Raw genomic sequence first — 21745 nt, 5'->3', positions numbered from 1 at the left:
ATGCCGATACCGCTCGCTTGCGGCCAGGTCGCGAACCCGGCTGACACAACAGCCGAAGCGGTGCGATCGAGCGGTCATCGTGCCGAAAGCGCTATCATCGAATGTGCGACTTTCGTCCGGCCCTTATTTGCCGGCCCACTTTCAACTCGCTCAACCGACATGACAACGACTACCGAACGCGTGGACGGCGCCGCCCAGCATCTCGTCGCCGCCCGCCATGCCGGCTCGCCCGGCCCGCTGCTGCCCGATGCGCTACGCCCCGAGAACGTCGAGACCGCCCTCGCGATCCAGCAGCGCGTGGCCGACCTGCTCGGCGAACCCGTCGGCGGCTGGAAATGCGCGCTGCCGCCGCCCGACCGCGTGATCCTCGCGCCGATCTTCGCATCGACGATCCGCGAGGCCGATGCGCCGTACCGCGTCGTCGGCGGCCCGATCGTGCGGATCGAACCGGAAATCGCATTCGTGCTCGATCGCGACCTGCCTGCGCGCGAACAGCCTTACGACGAACAGCACGTGCGCGACGCGATCCGCGAAGTGCGCATCGTGCTCGAAGTGCTCGGTTGCCGCTATGCGGAGCCCACGCGCGCGTCGAAGTTCGAGCTGCTGGCCGACGGGCAATTCAACCAGGGGCTGTGCGTCGGCCCGGTCGTGCCCGACGGGCTGAACGTGCCGCTCGAGACGCTCGCGCTGTCGTTCGAAGGCGCACTGAACCGCGCGATCGACGGCCGCCATCCGGACGGCGATCCGCTGAAGCCGCTGGTGTGGCTCGTCAATTTCCTCGCGTCGCGCGGCGACGCCGTGCGCGCCGGACAGATCGTGACGACCGGTTCGTACGCCGGCGCGATCGACGTGCCGCTCGGCGATGCGCTGACGGTGCGCTTCGGCGAACTCGGCAGCCTGTCGGTGACGTTGACGGCGTGATGCGTGGGGTGGGCGGGAGCGGTTGCGCTGATCGCTGACGCGCAGGGACGCCTGCGCCGTCGTGCCGACCGACCCGGCGTGATAACGTTGCACATCATCGCGTCCACCACTTCACTCCCCCAACCCCGGGCACGCGCATCGCCTTCAAGCCGATACCGACCATGTCGCTGACACCGCTTCCCGCCCTGCTCGACGAAACCCTGCGCATCGTCGCACGCCGCTACCGGCTGCCGCCGCTCGACAGCACGCTGTCGCCGGCCGATGCCGCGAACCCGGCCGCCACGCTCGCAATCGTGATCGAGGCAGCGCGCCGGATGCAAAGCGACGGACAGACGCCCGACGCGGCACTGCGGCAGCGCTTCATCGACGCCCTCGCGCGGATGATCCGCGATGCAATGGACACGCACGCCGGCGATCCCGCCTTTCAGGCCGCGGTGCTGCGGCACGATGCGCCGAGCGTGCGCGAATACGCGTCGTTGTCCGCGCACGCCGAGCAGGACCGTCGCGCGCTGCACTCGGCCGTCAACGCGATCGCGCACCCGGCCAAGCTCGAGCGCAGCGCCCGCCCCTGGCAACGCGACGGGCTCGCGCGGCTGCATGCGGCCGCCACCGCCGCGTCGTGGGCCGACCTGCACGACACGCTGCTGCACCTGCTCGCGCTGCCCGACATGGCGACCGACGCCGCGTTCGAGCAGGACATCGTCAAGCTGAAAGACAGCGCCGCGCTCGAACGCCTGCTGCGCGTCGACGCACTGGCATCGGACGAGCACGTGCGTCGCTACCGGGCGCTCTGGGTACGCCAGGGCCCGCTCGAAGGCAGCACCGTCGCCGTCGCGCAAGGCGTCGCGTCGCAGCAGCGCGGCGCGGCCGTCGAAGCGCTGGCCGCGCAGGCGCTCGACGCGCTGGCGCGCCGGCTCGACGCCGTCGACGCACGCCGCACGTACCGGGTGGTGACGTCGATGCGCGTGCCGTCATCGATTCCGGGCCGCCACGATCGCGCGAAAACCGAATGGGACGCGATCCTGCTCGAACGCCCGCGCGGCGATGACCCGGCGCCCGCCTGGAACGTGCGCTTCCTCGTCGAAGCGAAAGCATCCGCGGATGCCGCGACGACCGATCTGCCGCGGCTGCTGCGCGGCCTGAACCTGCTCGCGCAGGCCGACCCGGACACGCTCTATGCGTTCGAGACGCACCAGGGCACGGTGCGCGTGCACGGCGCGTCGCTGCGCGCGCTGACGACCGACGAAGCGACGCTGCCGCGCGAAGTGCTCTATTGCTGCGATGCATCCGCCGACACGACGCCGCGCCTGCTGGCCGCCGCCAGCCGGATGCAGTTGCTGTCCGCGCAGGCCAGCCTCGAATACGCGAGCGCGCTCGCGCAGCGGCCGGATGCCGATCCGGGCGGCCTCGGTGTGGTCTGGCACGCGCTGCTGACGCTGCCGCAATGGCACGCGGTGCTGCACCAGTACCCGTCGTTGCGGCAGGTGCGCGAGCTGATGGTGGCGATCGACGACTTGCGGGCCGCGATCGACGATGTCGATGAAGGCGGTGTGGCGAGCAGCGCGTACGCGTGACGCACGACACGAACCGCCGTGCGGCGGCCGGCGTGCCCCGCCCGCTCAGTTGGTGAGCACGCCGAACGGCAACGTCCATCCTGTCAGGCGGCCGCCGTCCGCCCATCGATCCTCGGCCGCATCGCATGGCAGCAGCACCGGCGCGGTCGCGCATTCGAGCGTTTCCTTCGGCGTGTGGCCGAACTCCGCCTTGAACAGCCGGTGGAAATACTTCTCGTCGGGAAAGCCGTGCGCCCACGCGATTTCCGCGATGCGCCGATGCCGGCGCTGCGGGTCGCCCAGCACGTGGTATGCATGGCGCAGCCGCCGGCGCGTGATCTGCCGCATCACGCCGCCGTCTTCCTTGAACAGCTGGTAGAGCCGCGCTCTCGACACGCCGATGTCACGGCAGATCCGGTCGGGATCGAGGTCGGGCTCCAGCAGATGCACGTCGATGTAGCGCCGGACCCGCTCGGCCAGCGCCCCGTCGATCGGGCCGCGTGCGTCGTTCAGCGCCTGCGTGGTGGGTGAAATGGCCGCGGCCAGCAGCAGCAACGTCGATTGCACGATGCTCGGGATCTCGTGCGTGCGCAGAGTCGGCAGGTTGCGGAACAGCGACAGCATGTGGTCGCCGAGCAGCCGCCCCACGCCGCTCGTCAGCGTCTGGCCGTGCGCCTGTGCGGCATGGCTCGGCAGCAGGTACCTCGGCACGACCAGGCTGATCACGTCGCCGGCCTCGACCCGGCAGTCGTTGACCTGCGCGACGTCGTAGACGAACACGTCGCCGGCGCGCTTGACCAGTTCGGGCCCGCCGGTGTGGCTGGCCAGCCGCCCGCCGAGCAGCAGCGTGAAGCGGATCGAGTCCTGGCCGTCGAGCCGGATTCGCCGCGTCGTGCGATTGACCCGATAGGCCGGTGCGCGCGACCGCCATTGCCGGCCCGACAGGATCAGCGGGCCGAGCGCCGCGCCGCTCGCTTCCGCGTCGAACACGCCGTGGCCGCCGTCGTCATCGAGACGGTAGTCGCACAGCATGTCCTTGACCCAGACGTGGAACCGGTCCTGTTCGGGGTAGTCGATCGTGCGAAACTTGAAAACAGGGACGAATGCCGCTTGATCCATGACAGTTTTTTTATCGAGCCGACACGAGAGGATAGATCGGTTCGTCGATTATCGGACCAAATTGCGTCGGCGCAAGGCCGGCGCGGCATGTCGTCCACAGAAGCGGCCGACCGGCGCCCTGCGACGGGCGCCGTCGATCTCGCGGCCATCAGCGTTGCGGATGGCATTCCCAGTTGTTGTACGTCGGCCGATCGATCGGCGTGAGCCCCGGAATCATGAACACCGTACAGCCGAAACGCCGCCCCTTGCCGGTCGTCGCGTCGTAACCCACCTTCTGGCCACCCAGCCCGTCCTTCTTCCCGTACTGCACGTTGGCAATCGTGATCTCGTCCGACGACGCGAGGCCGAGCGTCTTCGCGGTCGACGTCTGCACGTCGACCATGTTCATCTGCGTCGAACCGCACGCGGACAACACGAGGCCGGCGGCCGCCGCGCCCAGCGCGGTCCGCAAGGTAACAACGGTGCATTGCAAGACTTGCTTCATGGCTTCTCCTTCGAATGCCCGACGCGACACGATTACGAGCCCGGGGTATAAAAACTGGACTGGATCTGGCTGCCGATGTTCGCGGCGAACCCCTGCCAGACGAGCGCCATCGCCCCCGCCGCGTTGACGGCCAGCGCCGGCCACGTTCCATCCTGCGGATCCGCGGTCGACGTGCTCCATGCGCCGTTGCGGTAGCCGCCCACGAGGAGGACCGACGCGTTCGGCGTGCCCGTGTCCTCCCAGGCGACCGTCACGTTGCCGGCCGGGTCGATCACCAGCGGCGGGTACTGAAGCGCCGCCCCGTTCAGGTGTTCCGTCAGCTTCTGCAGCGGCCCCCAGTTTCCGCTGGCATCCGACACGCTCGCCTGCAGCACCGCGCCGCCTTCCGCCCACATCGCGGCGGCCACGCCGTTTTCGTTGACGGTCAGCATCGGCGTCGCGATGAAGCCCGTGGGCACCACGATCGCCGGGGCGACCGGCTGGGCCGGCTGCCATCCGGTTCCGGACACATAGCGCTGCGACATCGTGGCGTTGTAGAGCTTGCCGCCCGTCACGTCGAGTTGCCCCCAAACCAGCGTGATGTTGCCCTTCGCGTCCATGCCGGCGACCGGCGAGATGATCGTCGTGAACAGGCTCGAGTTCGAGACGACCGGGTTGACGTTGGTCCAGCCGTTGGTCGCGTCGTACGTGGCCGTCCACAGCGCCGACTTCGTATGGTTGGTCTGCCGCCACGCGAGCACCGCCCGGCCGGATGACAGCACCGACAGCATCGGCCTCACGTTGTCGGTGTCGCCGGTCACGGCGTCCGGGCCGCTCTGCACCGGCATCTGGACCAGCGCCGTCGGTGACCACTGCCCGGCCTGCGTATAGCGGGTCCACGCGATGCGCGTATCGAGCAGGCTGATCGACTGCGTCCACGTGACGAGCGCGTTGCCCTGGCTGTCCATGCCGGCCGAATAGGACGACCCGGCCATGTCCGGCGCCAGCGTGACCGGCGTGCCCCAGCCGCTACCCGGGCTGTACGGGCGCGCCCACAACGCGTACGTGTTGGCGCCCGGCGTCCATTCGGTCCAGAACGCGACCGCCTGCCCGCTCGCGTTGCCGACCAGTTTCGGCTGCACGCCGGTCAGCGTGTTCATCGCATGCGAACCGTCGCCCGTGTCGAGCCGCGTCGCGCTGCCCCAGCCCGAGCCCGCCACACGGCGCGCGCCCCACATTTCGTTGCCGTTCGTGCCGGCCGGGCCATTGGTCATCCAGGTGGCGAGCGCGTTGCCGCTCGCGTCGATGGTCACGCTGGGCTGGCCCTCCGGCCCCTTGCCGTCCACGGCGGCAGCCTTCGACCAGCCGGCCTGCGGTTGCGTCGTCCCGCCGCCGCCCGTCGGCCCACCGTTCGAGCCGCCGTTCGAGCCGCCACCGGGCGACGTCGGGCCGGAAGGCAAACCGGGCGTGTTCGGCGACGACGACGCGCCGCCGTTCGTGGCGACGTCGTCGCCGCCGCAGGCGGACAGCGCGAGCGCGACTGCCATGACCATCCATGTAATGGGTTTCATCGGAATCCTCTTCTTTTCGTGTGCCGGCGCACTCTCGTCTGCCGTTCGCCTCACGATGCCTCACATCGATCGGCCTATTGATAAGCAATACTATTGAACAGGCATGGAAACCGGCGTCCGCTCCCCCTCAATCATGATCGACTCCGTCGTGCGGATCGATGCGAACGCCGCTTCCGGCAGCCCCCCGTCGGGCAGCGACGACGACAAGTCGTCTATCGTCGGATGTCCATCACCGCCGGCTGCATCTTAATTCAGACGATCCGGATTCAAGGTGGCGTTGCGTCTACAGTAAGTGGACTTCCATTTCGCCGGCCCGCATTCGATGCGGCGATCGGCCGGCCTGCGCGCACTCGCGGCCGAAGCGATCGGTGCGGTACGATACGCGCCGGGGCGAAACGCCTCACCTGAGAGACCCGGCCGCTGCGGCCCCCTACCCGGCACAAGAAAAAAATGCCCAACACCCCATTGCTGCACCGCCACCTGTTCGCCGCGCTGGCGGTCGGCCTGTTCTGGATTCCGGCGGCCCATGCCAGCGGCGACGACGGCTGCTATGCGCCGACCACGCTCCGGCAGACCACCTACTCCTGCGCCAACGTGCCGATGCTGAGCCCCGCCAACGACACGCGCATCAACGCGATGCTGATGATGGTCGACAGCGCCAAGGTCGCGCAGGCGTTTCCGGATCCGAAGACCATCCCGGCGAAAGACCGGGTCCACCAGATCATCGTGCCGTTCCAGATGGACTTCTCCGGATGGATCTATATCGGGCAGAAGGAGCCCGACAAGACCGGCAGCGCAACGGATGCCGAAGCGCCGTCGAACCAGTACGCCGACGGCGAAGGCAGCATCTGCCGCAGCATGACTTCGGGCGCCGACGCATTCAACGACGCACTGGGCGGTGCCGGTCTCCCCGCCGACGAAGCCTCACGGCTGCGCGCGGCGCGTGCCGACATCGCGCAGAAGACCTGCGCCGCCGCCGGCGCGAGTGCCGCCTGGACCAAACCGCCGGCCAAGTCGCCACTCGGCCAGCAGTTCGCCGCGTACCTCGACGGCACGAACGCGTTCTACCGCGCCGACTTCCTCACCGCGACCCGGGCCTTCGCGAGCGCTTCGCACAGCGCGAACCCGTGGCTGAAGGAAACCGGGCTCTACATGGCCGGGCGCGCGCAGCTGAACGCCGCGCAGGCCAACGTGTTCGACCACGACAGCCCCACGCCGACGCGCGGCCGCGTGACGAAGGTGTCGCTCGACGCCGCGAACACGGTGTTTCGCACTTACTTGAAGGTGTACCCGCAGGGGCGCTATGCGACCTCCGCAAACGGGCTGTTGCGGCGGGTCGCATGGCTCGGCGGCAACGTGACGCAGCAGGCCGACCTGTACGGCCACGCGCTCGCGCGCTGGTCGCCGGCGACGTCGAACGTGCCGCTGATCCAGCTGGCGAACGAACTCGACAGCAAGCTGCTGTTCGGGTCGGAATTCGACGCGAGCCAGATCCAGTCGCCGACCGTGCTCGCGACCGTCGACCTGCTGCGCATGCGCACGTCGGACAGCAGCGATTCGAACCGCAAGCCGCTGACGCTGGACGACCTGCAGGCGCAGAAGCCGCGCTTCGCGAACGCGCCCGCGCTCTACGACTACCTGCTCGCGACCTGGTACGTCCAGATCGGGCACAAGCCGGACGCCGCGCTCGCGTTACTGCCGCAGACGCCCGCGGAGCCGCTCGACTACTTCGGCCTGAGCCAGCAGGCGCTGCGCGGGTTCGCGCTGGAGGATAGCGGACAGTCCGACAAGGCACGCCAGCTGTGGCGCGACCTGATCCCGCTCGCGACATTCCGCTTCCAGCGCGAAGCGCTGGAACTCGCGCTCGCGATCAACCTGGAGCAGGCCGGGCTCGTCAACGACGCGTTCGCCGACGATTCGCCCGTGCAGAACGCCGCGATCCGCGCCGTGCTGCTGCAACGCTCGGCCAATGCGGACCTGCTGCGCGCCCAGGCGCAAAACCAGGCGACCGGCGGCGCGCTGCGCGACACCGCGCTGACCACGCTGCTGTACAAGGAACTCACCCGCTCGCATTACGCCGAGTTCATCGCCGACGCCGCTCTGGTGTCCGGTAAGCCGGCCGATCCGCTGAAGCCGTTCATCGCGGCCGGCGCGAGGAACGATGACGGATATACGTGCCCGTCCGCCCACGACATCGCCACGGCGCTCCAGCAGAATCCCACCGATGCGAAAGGGCTGAACTGCCTCGCCGATTTCGTGCGCCTGCACCCGCCCGCACCCGGCCTCGAAAGCGATCCGGTGCCGCTGTGGATCCGCAACGCATCGACGACGGCCGCCGCGCGCATTCCGCCGACGCTCGGCGCGGGGCCGTCGCAGTTCGACGGCAAACCGTACGAGCGGATGTCGAGCTACCTGACGGTGATGGCCGATGCGCAGGCGAACCCGAACGACCGCGCCTACGCGTACTACCGCGCGATCAAGTGCTATGCACCGGGCGGCTCCAACGAATGCGGCGGCAAGGACGTGCCGAAGAACGTGCGCAAGCGCTGGTTCGATACGCTGAAGGCGAGCTACGCGGGCAGCCCGTGGGCGCAGAAGCTTCGCTACTACTGGTAAGCGCCGCGTGACGCGCATCGCATGCCTGGCGTGCCTCGCACTGCTGCTGGCCGGACACGTCGCACTGGCCGGCACCGTCGATGCCGCGCGGTACGACGCGTTCTGGCTGTGGGCAGGCGTGAAGCCGCAGGCGGTCGTGCACGGCGCGCGCACCGTCTACGTGCTGCAAGGGCAGATCGAGGCGTCGCCGCGGGACGAGTCGCAGGTCCGCGTGATCGCGCAGGGCGTCGCGCTGCCACCCGCGCCGCAGGCGCGCGTGTGGCTCGTCTATCGCGCGCATACGCTGCGCTGGACGCCGCGCGTCACGCAGATCATGCTCGCGCAGCTCACGCGCTGGCGCGCGTCGGGCCGCACGATCACCGGCATCCAGATCGACTTCGATGCGCGCACGCGCCACCTGCAGGATTACCTCGCATTCCTGCAGTCGCTGCGCGACACGCTGCCCGCCGACTATCGGCTCAGCATCACCGGGCTGCTCGACTGGAGCAGCCGCATCGACACCGACCAGGTCAACCAGCTCAGGGGGATCGTCGACGAAGTGGTCGTGCAGACCTACCAGGGCCGCCGCACGATCCCCGACTATGCGGACTACCTGCCGCGCGTCGCGCGGCTGCAGTTGCCGTTTCGCATCGGCATCATCCAGGGCGGCGAATGGGACGCGCCGCCGTACCTCGCGACGAATCCGTGGTTCCGCGGCTACGTCGTGTTCCTGCGCAACGGCTGATATGACTCGCGCGGTCAATCGGGACCGCTTACGCGGCACCCGCGATCGTGCTGCCGAGCCCGGCGAGCGCAATCACGAGTAGCGCGCCCGCCGACGACGCCGTGATCCAGCGCTGCTTGCGATGAATCAGCGGATGGTTGATCGCGGCCATGTAGCTGGTCAGGATCGTGAAATCGACCGCGATCCACAGTGCGGCCAGGATGGCCAGGCTCACGCGCGAATCCGGCGTGATGCCGACGAACTGCGGAAAGAACGCGACGAAGAACAGCAGGTCCTTCGGATTCGCGATGCCGACGAGAAAGCCGCGCACGACGCCCGGCAAGCCGCGCGCCTGCGATGCCGTTTCTCCTTCCCGCGCGTCGTTGCCGTTACGCGTGCGGCCGGCACGCCATTCGCCGAGCAGCGTCCGGACGGCCAGCACCGCGATGAACACGCAACCGGCCACATGCAACCCGGTCAACAGGCGCTCGCTGACGAGCACGACGCCGAACACCATCAGCATCGCCCCCGCGATCATCACGAGACTCGCGGCATTGGCGCCCACCGCGGTCAGCATCCCCTGGCGGAAGCCGCGCCGCGCGACGGTGCCGACCACGAGCATGACGACCGGGCCGGGCGTCGCGATGAGCAGCACGATCGCGGCGAGATAGGCGAACAGCAGCGGGTAATGAAGTGTCATGACAAAAAGTTGTGGGGTGAATTGACGCGCGTGCCCGCCACGGTGGCATCATCGTGCTTCAGCGCACCGGATTGCACGGTTTTCTGAAGTATTGCGTACCCGGCCTGCCGTTGAAAAACGGAAAATCCTGCCGGATGACATGAGTTTTATTCCTGTTCAAAACCCGTGAAGGCCAAACCGCTCCCGCCTGTCTACGCGCTGCGCGCGTTCGAAAGCGCCGCGCGTACCGGCTCGTTTACGCTGGCCGCAGAAGAACTGAGCCTCACCCAAAGCGCGGTGAGCAAGCACGTGCGGACGCTCGAGGCGTACTTCGGCCGGAAGCTGTTCGTCCGGCACGGCCCCAGAATGACCGTGACGGCGGAAGCGCACATCTTCGCGTCGGGCCTGCGGCGCGGCTTCCGGCAGATCGAGGAAGCGTGCGTGCTGTTCCAGTCGCAACGCGACGTGCTGCGGCTCAAGGCGCCGTCCACGCTCACGATGCGCTGGCTGCTCGACGCCCTGGCCGCATTTCGCGCCACGCGGCCCGCGTTCGAGGTGCAGATCGCGAGCGTGTGGATGGACGTCGATACCGTCGATTTCTTCAGCGAATCCTACGATTGCGCGATCCTGCTCGGCGCGGGCAAGTTCGGCGAGGCCACGCAGTGCGTGAAGCTGTTCGACGAATGGTTGATTCCGGTGTGCTCGCGGGCGACCGCGACGGTCGCACGCACGAATCCGGCGGCGTGCGAGCTGATCCACCCGTCGCCCGACCGGCGCGACTGGCGCCGTTGGCTCAAGGGCAGCGGCCATGATCTCGAGGTGGACATCACGCGCGGGCAGGTGTTCGACATGCTCGAACAGGGGATCGCGGCGGCGATTGCCGGCCACGGCATTTCGATCGGCGATCTCGCGCTGTGCGCGACGGCCATCGACGAGAAGCAGCTCGTGCTGCCGTTCAAGACCGCCGTCAATACGGGGGACGCGTACTACCTCGTGTGGCCGGACGATTCAGCCAAGGCCGCGCCGGTGCGCGAACTGCTCGCGTTTCTGGAAAGCCGGCTCCCGCGTCTGACGTTTCCGGGCATCCGCTTCAACGGCCCGGGCTAAACCACAGCGGCCGGTGATCCGGCCGCGTGGCCGGCAGCGCGACCGCGCGCCGCCGGCCCGCAATGGCGGCGCAGCCCGCCGAAGCGGGCCCGCGCCAACACTGTTACGCCTGCACGAAAGCCAGCAGGTCGGCGTTGAGGACGTCCGCGTTGATCGTCAGCATCCCGTGCGAGTAGCCCGGGTACGTCTTCAGCGTGCCGTTCTTCAGCAGCTTGATCGACTTCAGCGCGGCATCCGCGATCGGCACGATCTGGTCGTCTTCGCCATGCAGCACGAGCGTCGGGACGGAGATCGACTTCAGGTCTTCCGTCTGGTCGGTTTCCGAAAACGCCTTGATGCCTTCGTAATGCGCCTTCGCGCTGCCTTCCATCCCCTGTCGCCACCAGTTGCGGATCACACCCTGATGCACGGTTGCACCTTCGCGGTTGAACCCGTAGAACGGACCGCTCGGCACATCGAGGAAGAACTGCGCGCGATTGTCGGCGAGCGCCTTGCGGAAGCCGTCGAACACCTCGATCGGCAAGCCTTCCGGGTTCGATGCGGTTTTCACCATCAGCGGCGGCACCGCGCTGACCAGCACCGCCTTCGCGACGCGGCCGGCCGGCTCGCCGTGCTTCGCGACGTAGCGCGCCACTTCGCCGCCGCCGGTCGAGTGGCCGATGTGCACCGCATTGCGCAGGTCGAGCGCCTCGACGACCGCGAAAGCGTCCGCCGCGTAATGATCCATGTCGTGCCCGTCCGACACCTGCGCCGACCGGCCGTGGCCGCGCCGGTCGTGCGCCACCACGCGATAGCCCTTCTGGACGAAGAAGAGCAGCTGCGCATCCCAGTCGTCCGCGGACAACGGCCAGCCATGATGGAAGACGATGGGCTGCGCGTCCTTCGGGCCCCAGTCCTTGTAAAAGATCTCGACGTGATCCTTCGTGGTGACGTATGGCATCGCGATGACTCCTGTGAGGTGGATGAACGGCGCACTGGCCGGCAGCCATTATCGGACAGGTTTGTTAAACGAGGATGCCAAGTTGCGAATGACCGTCGACGATGTCGACGACGTGGTCGATCCCGCTACGGGCGAACGATCGTCCAGCGCCGCACTTCAACCATCCGTCGACACCGTCACGGCCTCCCACGCGCGGATTTCCGCGTCCAGCGCCGCCAGCTTGCCGCGTACCAGCCGCAGCGCATCGCTGCCGAGCAGCAGGTGCGCGGGCGGATGGTCCGCCGCGATCGCCGCGAGCATCGCCCGCGCGGCCTTCGCGGGATCGCCCAGCTGCTTGCCGCTCTTCTCTTCGCGCGCCTGGCGGATCGGATCGAACAGCGCGTCGTAATCCGCGATCGAGCGCGGCGTGCGCGCCATCGAGCGGCCGGCCCAGTCGGTGCGGAACGACCCCGGCGCCACGGCCGTCACAGCGATGCCGAACGGCGCCAGCTCCTTGCCGACGGTTTCGGTCACGCCCTCCAGCGCGAACTTGCTGCCGCAGTAGTAAGCGATGCCCGGCATCGTGATGTGGCCGCCCATCGACGTGATGTTCAGGATATGGCCACGCCGCCGTTCGCGCATGTAAGGGATGACCGCCTTCATCATCGCGACCGCGCCGAACACGTTCACGTCGAACTGCCGGCGCATCTCCGCGAGCGGCGCCTCTTCCATGATCCCTTCGTGCCCGTAGCCGGCGTTGTTCACCAGGACGTCGACGGGCCCGACGTTCGCCTCGATTTCCGCCACGACGCCGTCGATGCGGTCGAAGTCGGTCACGTCGAGCACCCGCGCGAACGCCTGCGCGGACAGTGCGTCGAAATCCTGCGCCGCCTGCGCGCTTCGCACGGTGCCGACCACCGTGTAACCCGCCGCGAGGGCCTCCTGCGCGAGCGCGCGGCCAAAGCCGCTGCTGACGCCGGTAATGAGCATGAGCTTGCCGGATGCCATGTGAGCTTCTCCCGAATGTCGATTGGAGCGTGCATACTAGTCTGACGAACCCCGTCGAATAAGCCCGATTCCGTTGATTTTCTTGCACAAAACTATGAGCGCCGATCCCATCCCCGCCCGATCCCCGACGCTGCCGCCGCGCGACCGGAAGCGCCTGGTGGCGCTGCTGCGCACGCTGGCACCCGACGAAGGCTACAACCTGACGGCGCTGCCGAGCGTGCGCATCCTGCGTTCGAACCGCGCGCTGACGCGCACGCCGGTGCTGTACGACCCGGGCATCGTGATCGTGTGCCAGGGCTGCAAGCGCGGCTACTTCGGCGGCGAGCGCTATCTGTACGACGAACATCACTACCTGGCGGTGTCCGTCCCCGTGCCGTTCAGCATGGAAACCGACGCCACGCCCGAGCGCCCGCTGCTCGCGCTGTACCTGCACCTCGATTTCACATTGGCCGCCGAACTCGCGGCGCAGATCGACCGCGAAGGGACGGCGGAGCCCGTGCAGGCGCCCAGGAGCATGATGTCGACGCCGATGGACGCGACGATGCATGCGTCGGTGCTGCGTTTCGTCGAGGCGATGCACCGGCCGCTCGACGCCGCGGTGCTCGGCCCGGCCCTGCTGCGGGAGCTGTATTTCCGCGTGCTCACCGGCGCGCAGGGCAGCGCGTTGCGCAGCGCGCTGGCGATGCGCGGGCAGTTCGGCCGGATCGGCCGGTCACTGCGCGTGATCCATGCCGATTACGCGCAACCGCTCGACGTGCCGCAACTGGCCGACGCAGCCGGCATGAGCGTGCCGAGCTTTCACAGCCACTTCAAGGCGATCACGCAGGTGTCGCCGATGCAGTACCTGAAGTCGACGCGGCTGCATCAGGCGCGCCTGCTGATGGTGCGCGAGGACCTGACGGCGGAGGCGGCCGGCTACGCGGTCGGCTATGCGAGCCCGTCGCAGTTCAGCCGCGAATTCAAGCGCCTGTTCGGCCTGACGCCGGCGAAGGAAACGCAGCGCATGCGCGACAGCTTCGCGATTCCGGAAGCCTTCGAGGATGCTGTGTTCGTGTCGTCGCATTGACGTGCGTCGGCATGCGACCGTCAACGCATGCCGTCATCGCATGGCATCGCGCACCAGACCGGCGAGCGACCTCAGGATGAGCGCCGTCACGCCCCAGATGTCCTGCGTCTGCTCCGCCCAGTACCATGCGCCCGTGCGCTCGCCGTCCGTGTATTGCCGCAGCAGCTCCGGATTCAGCAGCACGGCGAACGGAAACTCGAAGATCTCCGCGACTTCCGCGGGCGCCGCCTCCCATATCGCCGTGTCCGGCACGATGCCGACCACGGGAAAGATCGCGTGATTGCGTTTTCTGGTTTTGTGGATCGGCAAGCTGCCGGCCACGCGGACCACATCAGGCGCGAGGCGGATTTCCTCGAATGCCTCGCGCAAAGCGGTCGCGCCGATATCGCGGTCGGACTCGGCCGGGCGTCCGCCCGGAAAACTCACATGCGACGAGTATTCGCTGAGGTCCGACGCGCGTCGGGTCAGCAGGATGGTCGGCTCGCGCCGCGCGACGATCGCGACCAGCACCGCCGAGAATTTCCACTGCCCCTCGTTGTCCGCGAGGAGTTGCTTCGCGGTCGGCCAATCGGTGTCGGCAGGGATGCCGTGGCCTTCGACGCCACGGACGATCGCGTCCAGGAACGGTTGGGGCGAGCCGGTATTCACCTGAGCGCCACCAGTATTCGAAGCGCTTTCGTCAGATCCCATGTCTTCCCCTTCCACGCTTGAACCTGCACGTTGCGGATAGTTGAACGATCAAATCGAATCTCCGTCGGCCAACCGGAGAACCCCGATCATGCATGAATTGCGGACAGCCCGTATGCCGCCCCTTCATCGCATCTTGCGGGCACAATGACGCATTGCATCACGACGGCATGCCGCCGCCGCTCTGCCGCAAGCCGGCGACAAACGTGCCCCCTCGGTCCGTCGACTGCCGAACCCACACGAGATTCAAATGCCTTCCTACGCCTTCCGCCTGCTGAACGTATTCGCCGAATCGACTTTCGGCGGCAACCCGCTTTGCGTATTCGACGATGCGCGCGGCATGGACGACGCGACCATGCGGGCGCTCGCGGTGCAGTTCAACCTGTCCGAAACGACCTTCGTGCTGCCGTCCGAGCGCGCCCATGCGCGGGTTCGCATTTTCACGCCGGGCCATGAGATGGCCTTTGCCGGCCATCCGACGCTCGGCACCGCGCATGTCGTGCGCGACCTGCAGGGTGCGGGCCACGCGCTCGCGCTCGAGTTCAAGGCAGGCGTGGTCGACGTGAGCGCGCATGACGACGTGTGGACGTTCACCGCGCCGCACGCAGGCATGCCGAAGACGGCGCCGTGCGAATTGTCCGACGCCCGGACGGCGACCTTGCTGGGGCTCGCGGAAGACGATCTGCTCGCGCCGCCGATCTGGGTCGACACCGGCGCCGACCAGTTGCTGGTCGCGCTCAAGGATCCCGCCGCCGTGCGCCGCGCGCGGCCCGACAGCGCCTGCCTCGATATCTGGCCGACCAGCAGCCTCGGCCGCAAGACCGCCTACGTCTTCGCGTTCGATGCCGAGCGCCCGGGGACGGTGGTGTCGCGCTACTTCTTCGTGAAGCAAGGCAGCGTCTCGGAAGACCCGGGCACCGGGTCGGCCTGCGCAAACCTGGGCGGGTGGCTGCTTGCGATGCAGCGTGACCTGCCGGCCGTGTTTCAGGTCGAACAGGGGGACGCTATCGGCCGGCCTTGCCGGTTGCGGTTGTCCGTCAGTGCGAGCGGCGAGATCGGCGTGGGCGGCCGCGTGATCGAACTCGGGCGCGGCGTGGTCAACCTGTAGCGGAGACGATCCGGGCCGCGCCCCGGCTCATCGCGCCCCCACCCGCCACACCGTCGCTTCGTGCAGCGTCTCGCCGGGCTTGAGTACCGTCGTCGGGAATGCCGGATGATTCGGCGAATCGGGAAAATGCTCGGCCTCCAGCGCGAACGCATCGGTTTGCCGATAGACCGTCCCGCCCTTGCCCGCGACGCTGCCGTTCAATCCGTTGGCCGTATAGAACTGCAGCCCCGGCTGCGTCGTGTACAGCTCGAGAAAACGCCCCGACGCCGGATCATAGGCGCGCGCGGCAAACGCCGGCGCCGGCTGGCCGCCCTGGTCGAGCACCCAGTTCTGGTCGTACCCATGCGCCATGACGAGCTGCGGATAGGCGTCGCGCAAATGCGCACCGATCGGCGTCAACTGGCGCAGATCCATCGGCGTACCCGCGACGCTCGCCAGTTGCCCGGTCGGAATCGACGTCTCGTCGGTCGGCGTGAAGCGCGAGGCGGCGATCTCGATCAGTTGCCGCTCGACGCTGCCGCCGGCGTGCCCGGCCAGATTGAAGTAGCTGTGGTTAGTGAGGTTGACGACCGTGTCCTTGTCGGTCGTCGCGCGATAGTCGATCCGGATCTGGTTGTCACGTGTCAGCGTGTAGGTCACGTCGGTCGTCAATGTGCCGGGAAAGCCGTTCTCGCCGTCGGGGCTCACGTAGCGCAGCATGACGCTCGAACCGCTCGCGTCGCTGTGCGTACCGGTGACCGTCCATACCTTCGCGTCGAAACTGCCGGGGCCGCCATGCAGCGTGTTCGGCCCGTCGTTGACCGGCAGCGCCCACGTCCGGCCATCGAGCGGGAACCGCCCGCCGGCAATGCGGTTCGCATACCGGCCGATCAGTGCGCCGAAATGGAGGTTGCCGTTGTGCGCTTCGTAGTCGTGCAGCGAATCGAAGCCGAGCACGATGTCGGCGACGTGGCCGGCGCGGTCCGGCACGTCGAGCGAGGTCACGATAGCGCCGTACGTGATGACTTTCAGCGTCACGCCGCGCTGGTTCGCCAGCGTGTACTCGCTCACCGGCTGCCCGGCCGCGGTCGTTCCTTCATCCGCGCGGCTGATCGAGACGTCGGGCGCCGCCGATGCGAGGTCTGCGGACAGCGCGAGCGCCCCGACCGCCCAGATCGCGAGCAGCGGGCAGCGCGGCCAGATGCGTTTCATGGCAACCTCCGATACGGTGCAATGCGTGCGCGTGCGCAAGCGGCATGCCTGCTCGCGGCCACGTTTGCTATGCTCCGCGCACCGCCTGCCCGAGCCGATCGCCACCATGAACGCCCTCGATCCCGATATCGCGCGCACGCTGCGCGCGGCCTGCGACGCCTGCTTCGGCACGACGGCCGTATGGCCGCTCGTCGAACGCGCGTACGGCGAGCCGCAGCGCTTCTACCACACGCTCGCCCATCTGGCGGAACTGTTCGCGCACCTCGCGCCGTATCGCGCGGACCCGCTGTGGCCGGCCATCGAGCTGGCCGTGTGGGCACACGACATCGTCTACGCGACGACACTGCCGGCGTATGCGGACAACGAAGCGCTCAGCGCGCAATGGCTCGCGCAGGTCACGCACGCGCATTGCGACGCAGCGTGGTTGCATGCGCATGCATCGCACGTGTCCGTGGCCCGCGACCTGGTGCTGGCGACGAAGTCGCACCGGCTGCCTGACAGGTTCGCCGTCGATCCGGAATTGCAGCGCGCCGCGCAAATTTTTCTCGACGCCGATCTCGCGATCCTCGCGGCCGCACCCGACCGGCTCCGTGAATACGACCGCGCGATCGCGCGCGAGTGGGCGCAGGATCCCGATGCGCCGTCGGCAGCCTTCCGCGCCGGCCGCAGGCAGGCGCTCGAACATCTGCGCGCGCAGGCCCCGTTGTTTCGATCGGCGGAATTCGCGCCGCTCGAGCAGCACGCGCAACGCAATCTCGACATGCTGATCGGCTTCTACGCATAAGCACGCTGCGCTCAGCGTCTGCTGCGCATTCGAATGGGCGCGCGCCTGGCGGGTTCAATTTCCCCGGGCAACTGCCCACCCGCCATCACGGAAACCTGCCCGGCCCCGCATCACGACGCTCAGGTATGGTCCGCTCGCCAGCGGCGAGGGCTGACGCCGGTCAGGCGCGTGAAGGTCCGCGAGAAGTGGCTCTGATCGGCAAAACCGCACGCGTCGGCGATCATGCTCAACGGCAGGCTCGGATTGCGCATCCACTCCTTCGCCCGTTCGACACGCTGCACGATGAGCCAGCGATGCGGCGGCAGCCCGGTCGTCTGATGAAACGCTTTCACGAAATAGCTGCGAGACAGGCCGCATGCACTCGCCACGTCGGCCAGCCCGAGGTTGCCGTCGAGATGCTCGAGCAGCAATTCCTTCGCACGGCGCGCCTGCGACGGCGTGAGTTTCCCGTACGTCTTTTCCCGTCGCTCGCTGACGCCGCCATAACGGTGGGCCACGTGCGCCTGAAACGCGAGCCCGACGTGATCGATGAAGATCTGCGACGCCTCGCCCGGCCGCGCGAGCGCGGGCAGCAGCGACTGGCCGAGCGAGTGGATGATCGGGTCGTGCGCGCTCAGATGAGGCGGCAGGTAAAGCCGCGGCCGCTGCCGGCCGCCGAGGTCGTCCACCGTTTCCTCGAGCAGCGGGCGCGGCATGTGGAAATGCAGGCAGTCGAACGCGCCCTTCAGATCGGCTACCCACTCGCGATCGAGATCGTAAACCGTGACCGTGCCCGCGCCGTACGGCACGAACGGCGCGCGGCGGCCGTCGAGCCACAGATCTTGCTCGCCGAACGGGCGCAACTGCAACACGATGAGATCCGAATTCTCCAGTTGATAGGGCGCGGTGAGCCCGCTGTTGCGGCGCGGCGACTTCAGCCGGACGATGCTGACCTGTCCCTTCGGGAGCGCCTGCGCGACGACGGTCTGCCGGACGTCGGCCGGGATGAAATCGGAAGAAGCGTTGTCCGGCTGACGCGCAGTCATGAGTGGAGACAAGCAGGTGAATGACGAGGAGCATCAGTCTAGCAAACCACCATGACGCGCGCGGCCCTCCGCGCGGCACGCGCTGGTATGATGCGCCAGCCTCCTCCACCCGGAACTCGCGATGAAGCTGTCATTCGAAGCGCTCGAAGCACTGGATGCGATCGACCGTACCGGCACGTTCGCCGAAGCCGCGGAACTGCTGCATCGCGTGCCGTCCGCCCTGACCTACCTGGTACAAAAACTCGAGAGCGATCTCGGCGTCATGCTGTTCGACCGCAGCGGGCGACGCGCGAAGCTCACGCACGCGGGCCGCATCGTCGTCGAGGAAGGCCGGCGGCTCCTGCATGCGGCCGAACAGCTGGAGATGAAGGCGCAGCGCGCGCAGGAAGGCTGGGAAACCGAGGTCCGCATCTGTGTCGACGAGATCCTGCCGTTCGATGCGATGTGGCCGTTCGTGCACCGGTTCTATGCGCTCGAGATGGACACGCGGCTGCGGCTGTCGACCGAAGTGCTCGGCGGTGCCTGGGACGCGCTGATCTCGCGCCGCGCGGATCTCGTCGTCGGCGCCGCCGGCGCGCCGCCAGAACTGCCGAACATCATCGCGCGCCCGATCGGCGCGCTGAAACACGTGTTCGCCATTGCGCCGACCCACCCGCTCGCCGCGCTTCCCGAGCCGCTGTCGATGGCAACGGTCGTCCAGTATCGCGGCGCGGTGATCAGCGATACGTCGCGCGAGTTGCCGCCGCAATCGGTTGCGATCGACGCGGGCCAGCCGACGCTCGCGGTGCCGACGCTCGCGGCCAAGCTCGATGCGCAATGCGAAGGGCTGGCGGTGGGCACGCTGCCGGAATGCATCGCCGCCCGTGCGATCGCCGACGGCAAGCTCGTCGCCCGCCGCGTGACCGGCATGCGCGACACCACGCATTGCTATCTCGCGTGGCGCAGCGACGAGGCCGGCCGTGCACTCCTGTGGTGGGTCGAGCAACTCGATCGCCCCGACCTCGTCGATCGCCTCTTGCAGCTCGCCTGATCGCGTTCGGCGCCAGCGAAGGTCACCCCCCCGCGTCAGACGATCGAGTCGTGCACGCGCTTCATTTCCTTCTCGAGCCACGCGATCAGGCTGAATGACGCGTGCGCCTTCTCGACCGGCGGGATCATCATCCTTTCCTCGGCCGCGATGTGCTCGGTCACCGATTCGCACATCAGCCTGCCGAGCTCCGGCTTCCTGCGGATCAGCGCCGACAGGTCGTCGCTGCGCAGTTGCAGGACGGTCATCGCGGTCACCGCATGCACGGTCGCATGCAGGCGCGTGCCGGCCAGCACGACCGATTGTCCGATCGCGTCTCCAGGCGCCATGCGCCGCACCTCGACGTCGCCCGCCGGGCCCGGCACGAATACGGCCGCGACGCCGGATTCGACGATCGTCAGCACGCGCGTATCCGAATTCGACGCATAGATCACGTCGCCCTGGCCGAACGAACGCGAGACCAGCGCATCGGCCAGCGCGGCGAGATCGTCGCCGTCGACGCGCGCGAACAGGTCCACCGCACGCAACAGCAGCAACCGGCGCGATACGTCACGCCGATCGTGCCCGTCGCGCCCGTCCTGCGCCGCTGCCGGCGCGGCGCTCGCGAGCGGCCGCCATGCGGTGCCTGCCGCGGCCAGATGCCGGTGCGCGAGATCGTACAGCGCGTTGCGCACGGCCGTCGTCTTCTGCAGCGCGTCGACGTAGCCGAGCAGCTCGTAGCGGATCGCGTTGGTGCCGAACGCCTTCACGACGGCAACCGGCGCGGGGCGCGCGAGCACGTCGAGCGAACTGGCCGCCGCGCGCTCGAGCGCGCCGACCACGACCGCCGGCCGCACCGCGGGATCGACGTCGAGCGTGAGCGTCACGCCGTGCAGGCCGGACGGTTCGCTGAGGTTCACGATGGTGGCGCGGGCCGCGGCGCTGTTCGGCACGACGACCAGGTTGCCGAGGCTGTCGATCAGCTTCGTCGCCCGCCAGTTGCTCTCGACGATCCGCCCTTCGATTTCGCCGATCGACACGGTGTCGTTCAGACGAAACGGCTGCGTGGTGTTCAGCACGAGCCCGGAGAATACGTCGTTCAGCGTGTTCTGCAGCGCGAGACCGAGGATCACCGCCACCGCGCCGGACGTCGCGACGACGCCGCTCAACGGCAGGCCGAGCACGTAGCCCAGCGCGGCGACCACGGCCGCGCCGAACACGACGCCCGCGGCGATGTCGTGAAAGAGCCGCTGGCTGCGCCACGCGGGCGGCAACAGCAGATGATCGAGCAGCAGGCTGAAGACGATCGCGCATTGCAGCCACCACGCGATGCAGATGGCCTGGAGCGCGATGCGGTCGAGGCCGGTGGCCGACGCGGGAACGGCGAGCGGGCTCACGCCGTGCGCGAACAGCACGGCAGTCAGTGCGGCGAAGGCCGCGCAGCGCCACACCGCCCGCGTCGCGCCGCGGCCGCGCCCGAACAGGCGCCACGCGACGAGATCGGCCAGCACGATCGGCGCACCGTAGAGCGCCGTGTCGGAAAGATTCAGCATATCGAAACGAAACGAAACGAAACGAAACGGAACGGAACGATGGCGACGGCAGCGTGACGGTCGGTCCGTCGCCGCTGCGACGAGATGCTGGGCGCGGGCGCGCCCGCGGCCGCGCTACGCGCGCCGGCGCACCACGCCCGGCAACGCATAGCGGCCGGCCCCCGCGATCGCGATCGTGCCGAACAGGATCAGCAGCATCCACGCGAACTGCGCATCGCGCAGCGACCAGTCGGGATGGACGAACACCAGCGCGACGAGCGTGATGATCATCACCGGCAACGCGGCCAGCCGCGGCCATACGCCGACGATCATGAAGACCGGGCACACGACTTCCGCGAAGATCGCGAACAGGATCGACAGCGTGCGGCCGAGATGAAACGGATCCTCGATGGCGGCGGCTTCCGACGTGTAGTGAAGCACTTTGGGCAAGCCGTGAACCACGAGCAGCAGCACGCTGGCGGTGACGCGCAGGAACAGCAGGCCGAGGTCGGCCGCGTGGCGGGAAAGGTCGGATTCGGGAAGTTTCATGCGGCGGTTCGTCCGGTTGGGCGGGCACGCGGCGGCGCAGGGGGCGCCGCACGTGTCGCGACGCCCGCTTGGCGGATGGCGTCGCGATATCTCGGCGCGCGCACGGGATCGCCACGCAAGCGTGCCGGGATGGCCGCG

Annotated in this window: 20 protein-coding genes; 9 read left to right on the top strand and 11 right to left on the bottom strand. The window is 68.2% G+C overall.

The window, feature by feature from the left end; genetic code table 11:
- The first annotated feature begins 159 nt into the window (after positions 1 to 159).
- Together LGM56_RS19005 and LGM56_RS19000 are read left to right on the top strand one after the other, a co-directional pair.
- The gene (locus LGM56_RS19005) at positions 160 to 921 is read left to right on the top strand and encodes a 2-keto-4-pentenoate hydratase (RefSeq protein ID WP_226206372.1); all 762 of its coding nucleotides are present in this window, start codon (positions 160 to 162) and stop codon (positions 919 to 921) included.
- Between the two features lie 161 nt (positions 922 to 1082).
- Entirely contained in the window at positions 1083 to 2495 is a 1413-nt protein-coding gene (locus LGM56_RS19000; protein ID WP_226206370.1) for a 3-deoxy-D-arabino-heptulosonate 7-phosphate synthase, read from the top strand.
- A 45-nt stretch (positions 2496 to 2540) separates the two neighbouring features.
- Here LGM56_RS19000 and LGM56_RS18995 read toward each other — a convergent pair whose 3' ends face one another.
- The 3 genes from LGM56_RS18995 to LGM56_RS18985 form a co-directional block, all read right to left on the bottom strand.
- Complete coding sequence (locus tag LGM56_RS18995; RefSeq protein ID WP_226206368.1) at positions 2541 to 3593, bottom strand: helix-turn-helix domain-containing protein; 1053 nt, start codon at positions 3591 to 3593, stop codon at positions 2541 to 2543.
- A gap of 148 nt (positions 3594 to 3741) precedes the next feature.
- Positions 3742 to 4077, bottom strand: a complete 336-nt coding sequence (locus LGM56_RS18990) for a hypothetical protein (protein ID WP_069249419.1) — start codon at positions 4075 to 4077, stop codon at positions 3742 to 3744.
- Positions 4078 to 4109: 32 nt separating this feature from the next.
- The gene (locus LGM56_RS18985) at positions 4110 to 5627 is read right to left on the bottom strand and encodes a hypothetical protein (protein ID WP_226206366.1); all 1518 of its coding nucleotides are present in this window, start codon (positions 5625 to 5627) and stop codon (positions 4110 to 4112) included.
- A gap of 450 nt (positions 5628 to 6077) precedes the next feature.
- Between LGM56_RS18985 and LGM56_RS18980 the strand changes: the two genes are divergently transcribed.
- Positions 6078 to 8243, top strand: coding sequence for a hypothetical protein (locus tag LGM56_RS18980; protein ID WP_226206365.1), 2166 nt, complete (start codon positions 6078 to 6080; stop codon positions 8241 to 8243).
- 16 nt (positions 8244 to 8259) lie between these two features.
- The gene (locus LGM56_RS18975) at positions 8260 to 8967 is read left to right on the top strand and encodes a DUF3142 domain-containing protein (protein ID WP_226206411.1); all 708 of its coding nucleotides are present in this window, start codon (positions 8260 to 8262) and stop codon (positions 8965 to 8967) included.
- A gap of 28 nt (positions 8968 to 8995) precedes the next feature.
- Here the strand turns inward: LGM56_RS18975 and LGM56_RS18970 are convergent, their stop codons facing one another.
- On the bottom strand, positions 8996 to 9646 hold the full coding sequence (locus tag LGM56_RS18970) for a LysE family translocator (RefSeq protein WP_226206363.1): 651 nt from the start codon (positions 9644 to 9646) through the stop codon (positions 8996 to 8998).
- Between the two features lie 165 nt (positions 9647 to 9811).
- Here LGM56_RS18970 and LGM56_RS18965 point away from each other — a divergent pair, with 165 nt between their 5' ends.
- The gene (locus tag LGM56_RS18965) at positions 9812 to 10732 is read left to right on the top strand and encodes a LysR substrate-binding domain-containing protein (RefSeq protein ID WP_226206361.1); all 921 of its coding nucleotides are present in this window, start codon (positions 9812 to 9814) and stop codon (positions 10730 to 10732) included.
- Positions 10733 to 10835: 103 nt separating this feature from the next.
- On the opposite strand, the gene LGM56_RS18960 is transcribed toward LGM56_RS18965, so the two are convergent.
- The gene (locus LGM56_RS18960) at positions 10836 to 11672 is read right to left on the bottom strand and encodes an alpha/beta fold hydrolase (RefSeq protein WP_226206358.1); all 837 of its coding nucleotides are present in this window, start codon (positions 11670 to 11672) and stop codon (positions 10836 to 10838) included.
- A 156-nt stretch (positions 11673 to 11828) separates the two neighbouring features.
- Positions 11829 to 12659, bottom strand: a complete 831-nt coding sequence (locus tag LGM56_RS18955) for an oxidoreductase (RefSeq protein ID WP_089463890.1) — start codon at positions 12657 to 12659, stop codon at positions 11829 to 11831.
- A gap of 94 nt (positions 12660 to 12753) precedes the next feature.
- On the opposite strand from LGM56_RS18955, the gene LGM56_RS18950 reads away from it, so the two are divergent.
- On the top strand, positions 12754 to 13725 hold the full coding sequence (locus LGM56_RS18950; RefSeq protein ID WP_226206356.1) for an AraC family transcriptional regulator: 972 nt from the start codon (positions 12754 to 12756) through the stop codon (positions 13723 to 13725).
- 33 nt (positions 13726 to 13758) lie between these two features.
- On the opposite strand, the gene LGM56_RS18945 is transcribed toward LGM56_RS18950, so the two are convergent.
- Positions 13759 to 14415 carry an NUDIX hydrolase gene (locus tag LGM56_RS18945; protein ID WP_226206354.1) on the bottom strand — a complete coding sequence of 219 codons (657 nt, stop codon included), beginning with the start codon at positions 14413 to 14415 and terminating at the stop codon, positions 13759 to 13761.
- Between the two features lie 247 nt (positions 14416 to 14662).
- On the opposite strand from LGM56_RS18945, the gene LGM56_RS18940 reads away from it, so the two are divergent.
- Positions 14663 to 15520, top strand: a complete 858-nt coding sequence (locus LGM56_RS18940; protein WP_226206352.1) for a PhzF family phenazine biosynthesis protein — start codon at positions 14663 to 14665, stop codon at positions 15518 to 15520.
- Between the two features lie 27 nt (positions 15521 to 15547).
- Here the strand turns inward: LGM56_RS18940 and LGM56_RS18935 are convergent, their stop codons facing one another.
- Complete coding sequence (locus LGM56_RS18935) at positions 15548 to 16711, bottom strand: aldose epimerase family protein (RefSeq protein ID WP_226206351.1); 1164 nt, start codon at positions 16709 to 16711, stop codon at positions 15548 to 15550.
- Positions 16712 to 16817: 106 nt separating this feature from the next.
- Between LGM56_RS18935 and LGM56_RS18930 the strand changes: the two genes are divergently transcribed.
- Entirely contained in the window at positions 16818 to 17495 is a 678-nt protein-coding gene (locus tag LGM56_RS18930) for a hypothetical protein (RefSeq protein ID WP_089498560.1), read from the top strand.
- Between the two features lie 119 nt (positions 17496 to 17614).
- On the opposite strand, the gene LGM56_RS18925 is transcribed toward LGM56_RS18930, so the two are convergent.
- On the bottom strand, positions 17615 to 18520 hold the full coding sequence (locus LGM56_RS18925) for a helix-turn-helix domain-containing protein (RefSeq protein WP_226206350.1): 906 nt from the start codon (positions 18518 to 18520) through the stop codon (positions 17615 to 17617).
- A gap of 121 nt (positions 18521 to 18641) precedes the next feature.
- Here LGM56_RS18925 and LGM56_RS18920 point away from each other — a divergent pair, with 121 nt between their 5' ends.
- Positions 18642 to 19550 (top strand): LysR family transcriptional regulator, encoded by a 909-nt coding sequence (locus tag LGM56_RS18920; RefSeq protein ID WP_089498558.1) that lies wholly within the window; start codon positions 18642 to 18644, stop codon positions 19548 to 19550.
- 35 nt (positions 19551 to 19585) lie between these two features.
- Here the strand turns inward: LGM56_RS18920 and LGM56_RS18915 are convergent, their stop codons facing one another.
- Complete coding sequence (locus tag LGM56_RS18915; RefSeq protein ID WP_089498557.1) at positions 19586 to 21079, bottom strand: mechanosensitive ion channel family protein; 1494 nt, start codon at positions 21077 to 21079, stop codon at positions 19586 to 19588.
- Between the two features lie 114 nt (positions 21080 to 21193).
- Positions 21194 to 21607: a DoxX family protein gene (locus tag LGM56_RS18910; RefSeq protein ID WP_226206349.1), complete on the bottom strand. Its 414-nt coding sequence runs from the start codon at positions 21605 to 21607 to the stop codon at positions 21194 to 21196.
- Positions 21608 to 21745: the final 138 nt, after the last annotated feature.

Source organism: Burkholderia sp. AU38729 (assembly GCF_020419725.1).
Taxonomy (GTDB): Bacteria; Pseudomonadota; Gammaproteobacteria; order Burkholderiales; family Burkholderiaceae; genus Burkholderia.
The sequence above is the reverse complement of the archived record's forward strand: the minus strand, read 5'-3'. Positions and strand labels throughout refer to the sequence as shown.

Excerpts from the sequence above, each read along its gene's own strand:
- LGM56_RS19005 (WP_226206372.1), top strand. The coding sequence starts at position 160 with ATGACAACGACTACCGAACGCGTGGACGGCGCCGCCCAGCATCTCGTC.
- LGM56_RS19000 (WP_226206370.1), top strand. The coding sequence starts at position 1,083 with ATGTCGCTGACACCGCTTCCCGCCCTGCTCGACGAAACCCTGCGCATC.
- LGM56_RS18995 (WP_226206368.1), bottom strand. The coding sequence starts at position 3,593 with ATGGATCAAGCGGCATTCGTCCCTGTTTTCAAGTTTCGCACGATCGAC.
- LGM56_RS18990 (WP_069249419.1), bottom strand. The coding sequence starts at position 4,077 with ATGAAGCAAGTCTTGCAATGCACCGTTGTTACCTTGCGGACCGCGCTG.
- LGM56_RS18985 (WP_226206366.1), bottom strand. The coding sequence starts at position 5,627 with ATGAAACCCATTACATGGATGGTCATGGCAGTCGCGCTCGCGCTGTCC.
- LGM56_RS18980 (WP_226206365.1), top strand. The coding sequence starts at position 6,078 with ATGCCCAACACCCCATTGCTGCACCGCCACCTGTTCGCCGCGCTGGCG.
- LGM56_RS18970 (WP_226206363.1), bottom strand. The coding sequence starts at position 9,646 with ATGACACTTCATTACCCGCTGCTGTTCGCCTATCTCGCCGCGATCGTG.
- LGM56_RS18960 (WP_226206358.1), bottom strand. The coding sequence starts at position 11,672 with ATGCCATACGTCACCACGAAGGATCACGTCGAGATCTTTTACAAGGAC.
- LGM56_RS18955 (WP_089463890.1), bottom strand. The coding sequence starts at position 12,659 with ATGGCATCCGGCAAGCTCATGCTCATTACCGGCGTCAGCAGCGGCTTT.
- LGM56_RS18950 (WP_226206356.1), top strand. The coding sequence starts at position 12,754 with ATGAGCGCCGATCCCATCCCCGCCCGATCCCCGACGCTGCCGCCGCGC.
- LGM56_RS18945 (WP_226206354.1), bottom strand. The coding sequence starts at position 14,415 with ATGGGATCTGACGAAAGCGCTTCGAATACTGGTGGCGCTCAGGTGAAT.
- LGM56_RS18940 (WP_226206352.1), top strand. The coding sequence starts at position 14,663 with ATGCCTTCCTACGCCTTCCGCCTGCTGAACGTATTCGCCGAATCGACT.
- LGM56_RS18935 (WP_226206351.1), bottom strand. The coding sequence starts at position 16,711 with ATGAAACGCATCTGGCCGCGCTGCCCGCTGCTCGCGATCTGGGCGGTC.
- LGM56_RS18930 (WP_089498560.1), top strand. The coding sequence starts at position 16,818 with ATGAACGCCCTCGATCCCGATATCGCGCGCACGCTGCGCGCGGCCTGC.
- LGM56_RS18925 (WP_226206350.1), bottom strand. The coding sequence starts at position 18,520 with ATGACTGCGCGTCAGCCGGACAACGCTTCTTCCGATTTCATCCCGGCC.
- LGM56_RS18920 (WP_089498558.1), top strand. The coding sequence starts at position 18,642 with ATGAAGCTGTCATTCGAAGCGCTCGAAGCACTGGATGCGATCGACCGT.
- LGM56_RS18915 (WP_089498557.1), bottom strand. The coding sequence starts at position 21,079 with ATGCTGAATCTTTCCGACACGGCGCTCTACGGTGCGCCGATCGTGCTG.
- LGM56_RS18910 (WP_226206349.1), bottom strand. The coding sequence starts at position 21,607 with ATGAAACTTCCCGAATCCGACCTTTCCCGCCACGCGGCCGACCTCGGC.